General features: G+C 44.9%; 10 protein-coding genes. 7 read left to right on the top strand and 3 right to left on the bottom strand.

Annotation, left to right across the window (positions count from 1 at the left end; all coding sequences use genetic code 11):
• Positions 1-174: 174 nt before the first annotated feature.
• The 3 genes from AC1DWB_RS30095 (at position 175) to AC1DWB_RS30085 (ending at position 1,294) form a co-directional block, all read left to right on the top strand.
• Complete coding sequence (locus AC1DWB_RS30095; protein WP_477544785.1) at positions 175-387, top strand: Ni2+-binding GTPase; 213 nt, start codon at positions 175-177, stop codon at positions 385-387.
• Between the two features lie 114 nt (positions 388-501).
• Complete coding sequence (locus tag AC1DWB_RS30090) at positions 502-984, top strand: DUF3862 domain-containing protein (RefSeq protein ID WP_477544784.1); 483 nt, start codon at positions 502-504, stop codon at positions 982-984.
• Between the two features lie 106 nt (positions 985-1,090).
• Positions 1,091-1,294 carry a hypothetical protein gene (locus AC1DWB_RS30085; protein ID WP_477544783.1) on the top strand — a complete coding sequence of 68 codons (204 nt, stop codon included), beginning with the start codon at positions 1,091-1,093 and terminating at the stop codon, positions 1,292-1,294.
• Positions 1,295-1,365: 71 nt separating this feature from the next.
• On the opposite strand, the gene AC1DWB_RS30080 is transcribed toward AC1DWB_RS30085, so the two are convergent.
• The gene (locus AC1DWB_RS30080; RefSeq protein ID WP_477544782.1) at positions 1,366-1,578 is read right to left on the bottom strand and encodes a hypothetical protein; all 213 of its coding nucleotides are present in this window, start codon (positions 1,576-1,578) and stop codon (positions 1,366-1,368) included.
• 1,003 nt (positions 1,579-2,581) lie between these two features.
• Here AC1DWB_RS30080 and AC1DWB_RS30075 point away from each other — a divergent pair.
• Positions 2,582-2,911 (top strand): hypothetical protein, encoded by a 330-nt coding sequence (locus tag AC1DWB_RS30075; protein ID WP_477544781.1) that lies wholly within the window; start codon positions 2,582-2,584, stop codon positions 2,909-2,911.
• Between the two features lie 136 nt (positions 2,912-3,047).
• Here AC1DWB_RS30075 and AC1DWB_RS30070 read toward each other — a convergent pair whose 3' ends face one another.
• Positions 3,048-3,158 (bottom strand): sporulation protein YjcZ, encoded by a 111-nt coding sequence (locus tag AC1DWB_RS30070; RefSeq protein ID WP_477544780.1) that lies wholly within the window; start codon positions 3,156-3,158, stop codon positions 3,048-3,050.
• A gap of 482 nt (positions 3,159-3,640) precedes the next feature.
• On the opposite strand from AC1DWB_RS30070, the gene AC1DWB_RS30065 reads away from it, so the two are divergent.
• Genes AC1DWB_RS30065 through AC1DWB_RS30055 form a run of 3 tightly spaced genes read left to right on the top strand, consistent with a single transcriptional unit; the run spans position 3,641 to position 5,569 of the window.
• Positions 3,641-3,841, top strand: a complete 201-nt coding sequence (locus AC1DWB_RS30065) for a hypothetical protein (RefSeq protein ID WP_477544779.1) — start codon at positions 3,641-3,643, stop codon at positions 3,839-3,841.
• A complete protein-coding gene (locus AC1DWB_RS30060) occupies positions 3,831-5,090 on the top strand; it encodes a DNA polymerase IV (protein ID WP_477544778.1) in 1,260 nt (419 codons plus the stop codon). Before AC1DWB_RS30065 ends, AC1DWB_RS30060 begins: the two co-directional genes overlap by 11 nt.
• Positions 5,087-5,569, top strand: a complete 483-nt coding sequence (locus AC1DWB_RS30055) for a YhjD family protein (RefSeq protein ID WP_477544777.1) — start codon at positions 5,087-5,089, stop codon at positions 5,567-5,569. The genes AC1DWB_RS30060 and AC1DWB_RS30055 overlap by 4 nt, the downstream gene beginning before the upstream one ends.
• A gap of 571 nt (positions 5,570-6,140) precedes the next feature.
• On the opposite strand, the gene AC1DWB_RS30050 is transcribed toward AC1DWB_RS30055, so the two are convergent.
• The coding region (locus AC1DWB_RS30050) for a tyrosine-type recombinase/integrase (RefSeq protein WP_477544776.1) at positions 6,141-6,610 on the bottom strand (470 nt) is incomplete at its 5' end.

Raw genomic sequence — 6,610 nt, 5'->3', positions numbered from 1 at the left:
GAATATTTTGCAAGGGGTATTCATATTAGACAAGCAGGTCACGTGGGGAGAACAAGGGCAAGCCATTCTGGATGATGAGATTGCTCCAAGACTGCAGCAGGCAGTGGCAGACTTTATTCAGGAAATCGAGTGGCACACGGACAAGCAAGCGAAAGTGACAGGGTAGTTGAATATATGACTGTAGACCGTATCCAAGCGCTCAAGAGTAAGATTGAAGTGGCAGTAGGGACATGTGATGAGCCTACCAGTCGCCTCCTGAAAGAGCTCATGCAGGAAGCCGAGTTGCTGTTGGAAGAGAACAAGCGTCTTCGACAAGCGCTGGTGAAATCGGCTGCTCAGAAAACTAGCGGGATGTCCAGTAAGCTGAAGGATGCTTTATATGAGTAGAAGCGGAGTCCAGTCTTGTGAACTGGGCTCTTTTTTATTGAATTCACTTCCAGCATTTATGATGAAAGAGTATAATTGGAATTGTTTTCTAATCTAATCTAGGAGATGTGAACAATGAAAGGGAATACGAAGTCCTTGTTAAAGAAATGCTCTTACGGGGTCATTATGACTGCCTTACTAGTTGGAGCGACAACTGCATGTGGAGGTGGGGGAGAGACTAAGACCGCTTCAAGTACTCCAAACGCCTCGGTTGCTCCATCAGGTACAGCGCCTGCGGCTCCAACAACTGCTCCAACAACTGCCCCGACAGCCACCCCTAAGCCTACAGAAACACCTAAGCCTGAAGCCAAAAACAAGCCATCGATGAGCAAAGCTGAATTCGATAAGCTTGAATCTGGTATTACATATGCGCAGGCAATTGATATTATTGGTGGTCCTGGTACAGTCATGTCGGAATCCGGCAAAAAAGGTGGTACAGGGCTCGAGATTCATACCGTGGTCTACCAATTTGAGGGTGAAGGTAGCATTGGCGCTAATGCCATTCTTTTGTTTCAAGCTGATAAGATGATGAATAAATCACAAATGGGAATTAAATAAGAAGCTTAGCCGTAAATAAAGATTATACAAAGAACCATCTTGAATAAGAACGTTTGTTCCGGTTATAATAGGAACAAACGTTCTTATTTGTTCGGAGGCGATCGTAATGGAGAGGGAGCTGAGTAAGAAAATCGGGACTGTTGTTGAGATTATTTACTTGGGAAGCGACAATTCGATCACCCAGCGGTATATTGAGATCCGATCTGTCTCTGATGGTGTCGTTAAAGCGTATTGTCTTCACAGAAAAGCACCGCGGATATTTCGCATACCAAATATACTGGCTGTACGGGCAGTGCGCCATGTGATCTGACCAGGCTTTGACGATGGAAACTATGCAAGACCCGATCTGGATAAGCGGGATGTTCTCCCGGCTCCAACCAGTTAAACAGCTCTCGGGAACGTTCCGCCCCCACTCGCAGCCTCTCGGAAGCTCATAGAACTGCTGCCGCTGACGGCTTCATTCCTAACGGTACTCTCCGGCTGGAAATACCGGTCGATAACTTGCCCCCAACCGGTGAGCGGCTCTCGATCCGGTGTATAGCTGGCAGACGTGGAGTCGCCTGCGATGATGTTATCGTCATTCAGGACCGTCATCGCGCCTTCCTTCGAATACGCATTTGCACTTCTGGAGAAGTTAAATATTTGATGACTTCGAGGTCATCGTTCCTACCTTTATAAGAAAAAAAGGCACATCCCTGTGCCTAGTTCACCAATCTGTTATTGTCTGATGACCAAAATATCACGAGGAGGGACACCGGTACTTTGGATCTGAGCAATCTGGGAATTTGTAAGGTTGCGTCCTACTAAAATTAAGGAAGAAGTTATATTGTTGAAATTACCTAAATTTGAAACATTTTGGCTTCCGCGAAATACGCGTATGGACCCCTGGAAGTTAATTCGTGAAAACAAAACCAGTGTCACAGAATCTGTAGTTGAAACATTTCTTAGACGGAAACTGGAAAGGACGTTATCAAAACGAAAAGCCCCCATATCTCGAATTGCTACACCTCCACGTCTAAGAACAATCCTCCGATTTGTAAAATTAAAGCCGGAGAAAAGTTGGAGCCTTACATCTGTGTTTGCCAATTCTATCACCCTCTCATTCGAATTAATATATTCTATGATTGATTCCGAGGAAAGGTCTGGACAAATATGCAGGGCGAAACCATCATTTCTTGTATAAAAACTCGATGGAACAATATGAATATCAAGTGTTCGTAGATAGAGGGGAAAAACTATATGCAGACCGTGTAACCGATCAGGAGTTTATCTCGCGTTCCAAGCAACAGGTTCTGTTAAGGCAGCTGGAGTTATTACGGGAATATGCTTTGGGTTAGTGATCAGCCTTTTTTTAGAGGACCGGGATCACGTTTACGTCGAGCCTCGGATCCGCGCCAAAGTTAAAATGCGGAACTGGACAAGAAAAGGACTCATGAGGAGTCCTGTGTTTGTAGAGTCATTGTTTAGGTATACCCCATTAGTTTCGGCTGGTGGGCTTTTATTTTATAAAAAATAGGGTTAAATGCCTAAGCATTTTTAGTTGAACCCCGTACATTAATAGGATATTGACCATCCAAATTAATCGGGAGGAAATCTAATGGGTCGTGAAGTTCAGGCGTACTATATCAACAGACAGATGATGCCCCATCCTAACTACTGGATCAGAAGTAATAGGAATATGCCTGCTGATATTGCCAGTGTAGGAATGAAAGAAGCTCTTACAATGGAAAATGCGATTAGCCCTCAAATGGCGATGATTAGACCTTCTGACAATTCAAAAATGAGATTCGTCATGACATTTAAAGCTAATGCAACTCGGGGTATCATGTATACCGTTCTACCGTGTTTCGTCAACTTAGAGGGAAGAACGGGATATATGGGAGAAAACTGGGGGCCTATGTGTAGAAATATGTTTTTTGGCATGTAAACGCGTGTATTGTTGTTCCCGCTTTTGATCCCAAATAAAAAATAGCCGGTTCATTAAACCGGCTATAAGGAGACTAATCATGGGATAGTCCAAAGCGAGAAGGCAATGTATTGGAATTAGCGTCCTAAGAGCCGCATTAGATGAATACACCGCGCAAAATAATAACTAACAAAATAAAGAGCACAAGGATAATCCCGATGCTAGAAAATCCTCCGCAAGAAAATCCAACGCCACCTACAGATCCCATTTGTCTTCCCCTCCTTTTAATAAAGATAAGGTAATATATGAGGGGGTCACCGATTGTGTAAGGGTAAATGGTACCTGGCAAATGCGCAAATATGGCAAATATATCGAAATGATAAATGTCACTCAACTGCAGCTCAAGGGAAAAGGGGTATGGATGCGGAATAAACTGCTCAACCGTAAACAGCTGCATAAACCTGTCAGTTAGCTCGATAGCTAGAAAACAACAAAATTGTAACGAACAATAAAAAATAGCCGGTTCAATGAACCGACTAACAGTTGAGAGGGGCAAACACTCTAATAACATATGTATGTAAATTGAAATTGGTGATCACCCGAAAATACCGACCACACATACCGATCTCCTCCTTTAAGTCAAGTATAATTGTAATCATATTTTGGACAAGTGGTATAAATTAAGTGTTGCACGGGAACAATTGTTCGTATTAAGATAAGAGAACAAACGTTCTCGTGAGGAGGCGGGCCATGTCCATTGAGAAGCTAGTTGGGCGGATGGTCGTAATAATTTATCAGGACTTAGACGGTCAAATTACGCAACGGAGAGTCCGAATCAAAAGTGCTGATGGTGTCAAGGTGATCGGTTACGACATCGATAAGAAGGCCTCTCGGTTACTTGCAGCCGAACGAATACTGGCCTACAGGTTGGTGAACCGTAATGCCTCGTGAACGCACAATATTATTGATCGACGGGCAATCCTTTTATGCAAGTATCGAAAAAGCGGCGCATCCGGAGTACCGTGATAAACCGGTCGCCGTCGGCGATCCCGAGCGTCGCAGCGGTATCATTCTGGCTGCTTGCCCGATCGCCAAGTCCCGCGGCGTCACAACCGCTGAGCGAATCTTTGAGGCGAAAGTGAAATGTCCGGACCTCGTTGTCATCCGTCCAAGGATGCAGCGCTATATTACGATATCGCGACTGATCTCAGAGATATTTGAGACTGTCACAGACCAGGTCGAGCCGTACTCAATTGACGAGCAGTTTTTGGATGTAACGGGCTCGATTAGATTATTTGGATCAGCAGATGAGATAGCTCGGTCGCTCCAATCACAGATCATGCTGTCCACTGGGGTTTGGTCAAGGGTTGGCATAGGACCGACCAAAATCCTTGCCAAGACGGCGACCGACAACTTTTCGAAAAAGCGGCCTGATGGGATTTATAGACTCGACAACACAAACATCGAAACGGACCTGTGGCCGCTGCCGATCCATCAAATGTTTATGGTGGCAAACCGTATGACARCACACTTTTACAGGATGGGCATCCAAACTATAGGCGATCTCGCACGCTTGGAGCTTGGCGAGTTTAAGCGACGTATGAGACATCGCATGGGCAAGCAAAGTGACATACAAGCGGAGTATTATTGGCAGACAGCGCGGGGCATCGATCCAAGTCCAGTCGTCGCGAGCATACGCGGGGCCTTAAAATCGGTCAGCCACGGCAAGGCTCTTAGATTTAATCTTTATCGCAATAAAGAGGATATCGAGGTTGTGCTGCTGGAACTAGTTGTAGAGGTATGCCGGCGGGCGCGAAGACTTGGGTATCAAGGTCGTGTCATATCCGTCGGGGTCGTGGAGACGGATGGGGAGCGCAGCTCGGGGTTTAACCGCCAGCTAACCCTGCAGTTGCCGACATCTTTGACACACGAGGTTGCTGCAGCTGCGCTCAAACTATTTGAGCAGTATTGGTCCGGTCTGCCAATCAGCCGGGTATTCATTGCTCTGACGCAGCTGTCGGATGATAGCACGTACCAACTGACACTCTTTGATGATCGTGAATCCAAGTATCAGTTGGAGCGGGCTTTGGACACGATCAAAGACCGATATGGCGACGCGTCGATTATGCGAGCATCATCGTTAACAACAGCAGGAGTAGCACGTGAGCGTGCAGCACAGATCGGGGGACATTACAAATGAGTAAGTTGGATGGTAATGGGCGATGGGGTACAAAAATGCTTCTGACCGAGCATCAGGAGCAGTACCAAAATCGGGACAATAAGATCTCGAAAGGTGTGACAACAGACGAAATAAAGCTAATCCGGGAATATGTCCTACTACCTCACACGTTAACAATGCTACAAAAAAGCCTTGATGACCTGAAGCGGTCCAGGATAATGCTTCACCAGATCATGGAGCAATTTATAATTAAGGTGATGGATGAGGTTAGCGGCGAGTTGTACCGTGTCAGGAGGGAACTAAAGCAACATGACATTAAGGTATTGTCAGACGAGTCACACGATGATATTGTCTATACACGATACATTTGCCGTGGCTATGAAAATCGATTTGGCATGACGCGCGAGATCATGCGATCGGAGATCGGTGTTCATTTATCGCAAGCCTACAAGGCCATTATTACCCCATTACACAATAAAAACGTTAGCAGCCCGGAGTAATCAGGTCTTTGTTTTGTTTGGGGACTAGATAGGACCGTCACCGGAATTATTACAAAAGTAGACCAGCATACCAGGACAATTCGGTTGGATTATGACGATGACGATACTTGTTCTCATAAACCTTTCTCAGACATAGCGGCAAGATTGGGAGTCAGTAGAAATACGGTGTATCATCAAACGAAAGGAGATGGTCAGAAAGATCAGCAATGATATTCCAGAGAGATTCGAAATAAAGTTCATCATGTCTACTATTCTTTTAGTGAGTTAGGAATTTTCGAATCAGCCCCCAATTTGCCCCCAATAACGAATTATTAGAACGGAAAACTCATTTCAAAAACAAAAGAACCCTTGGTAAACAAGGGTTCTTGCTGATGATCTGTAGAGGGCTCGAACCTCTGACCCCTACCCTGTCAATTAAGAGAGGGGTGTTTTTTTGGTGTTTTTGGGTATTTTATGTCCGATTTTAACCAAATTCTGTGCGATAAATACTATTAAATATGGTGTGTGAAATTACTTATGTGGTCAAAAATGTGGTCAATGTGGGCATTGAGTGAGGGGGGAGAACTATCGTTTATTTATAAAACATTTTCCCAAATGTAGTAGCTGCATCTTTCTGCATATCTGGTAAAACGTGCGAATAAATGTCGAGTGTCGTTCTAATCCCTGCATGGCCTAGCCGCTCACTAACTATTTTCGGATGTGCTCCTTGCTTCAGGAGAAGTGTGGCGTGCGAATGTCTAAGATCATGAAAACCGATTTTAGTTACTTTGGCATTAACTATCAACCTGTAGAAGCTCCTCATTAGATTTCTAGGTGTTAGTGGTGTCCCAATCGATGTGGGCAAAACCAGATCCAGATCGGTGTATTCAACTGCTCCCAGCTTTTCCGCAGCGATTCTCTTCTTATGCTTCTTCAGTTCGGTCACTGTTTTGGCATCGATCGATATAACTCGATTTCCTGATTGTGACTTGGCCCCAGCTGTTAGTTCCTTACCATCATGACTCAGCGTTTGAACGATTCGAAGCGTACCCTCTTCAATAT

It is taken from the genome of Paenibacillus sp. P4_E11, assembly GCF_056401635.1.
The sequence above is the reverse complement of the archived record's forward strand: the minus strand, read 5'-3'. Positions and strand labels throughout refer to the sequence as shown.

What these genes read in the sequence shown, in the direction of transcription:
- AC1DWB_RS30065 (WP_477544779.1), top strand. Translation starts at nt 3,641, where the DNA reads ATGTCCATTGAGAAGCTAGTTGGGCGGATGGTCGTAATAATTTATCAG.
- AC1DWB_RS30090 (WP_477544784.1), top strand. Translation starts at nt 502, where the DNA reads ATGAAAGGGAATACGAAGTCCTTGTTAAAGAAATGCTCTTACGGGGTC.
- AC1DWB_RS30080 (WP_477544782.1), bottom strand. Translation starts at nt 1,578, where the DNA reads ATGACGGTCCTGAATGACGATAACATCATCGCAGGCGACTCCACGTCT.
- AC1DWB_RS30085 (WP_477544783.1), top strand. Translation starts at nt 1,091, where the DNA reads ATGGAGAGGGAGCTGAGTAAGAAAATCGGGACTGTTGTTGAGATTATT.
- AC1DWB_RS30075 (WP_477544781.1), top strand. Translation starts at nt 2,582, where the DNA reads ATGGGTCGTGAAGTTCAGGCGTACTATATCAACAGACAGATGATGCCC.
- AC1DWB_RS30070 (WP_477544780.1), bottom strand. Translation starts at nt 3,158, where the DNA reads ATGGGATCTGTAGGTGGCGTTGGATTTTCTTGCGGAGGATTTTCTAGC.
- AC1DWB_RS30055 (WP_477544777.1), top strand. Translation starts at nt 5,087, where the DNA reads ATGAGTAAGTTGGATGGTAATGGGCGATGGGGTACAAAAATGCTTCTG.
- AC1DWB_RS30095 (WP_477544785.1), top strand. Translation starts at nt 175, where the DNA reads ATGACTGTAGACCGTATCCAAGCGCTCAAGAGTAAGATTGAAGTGGCA.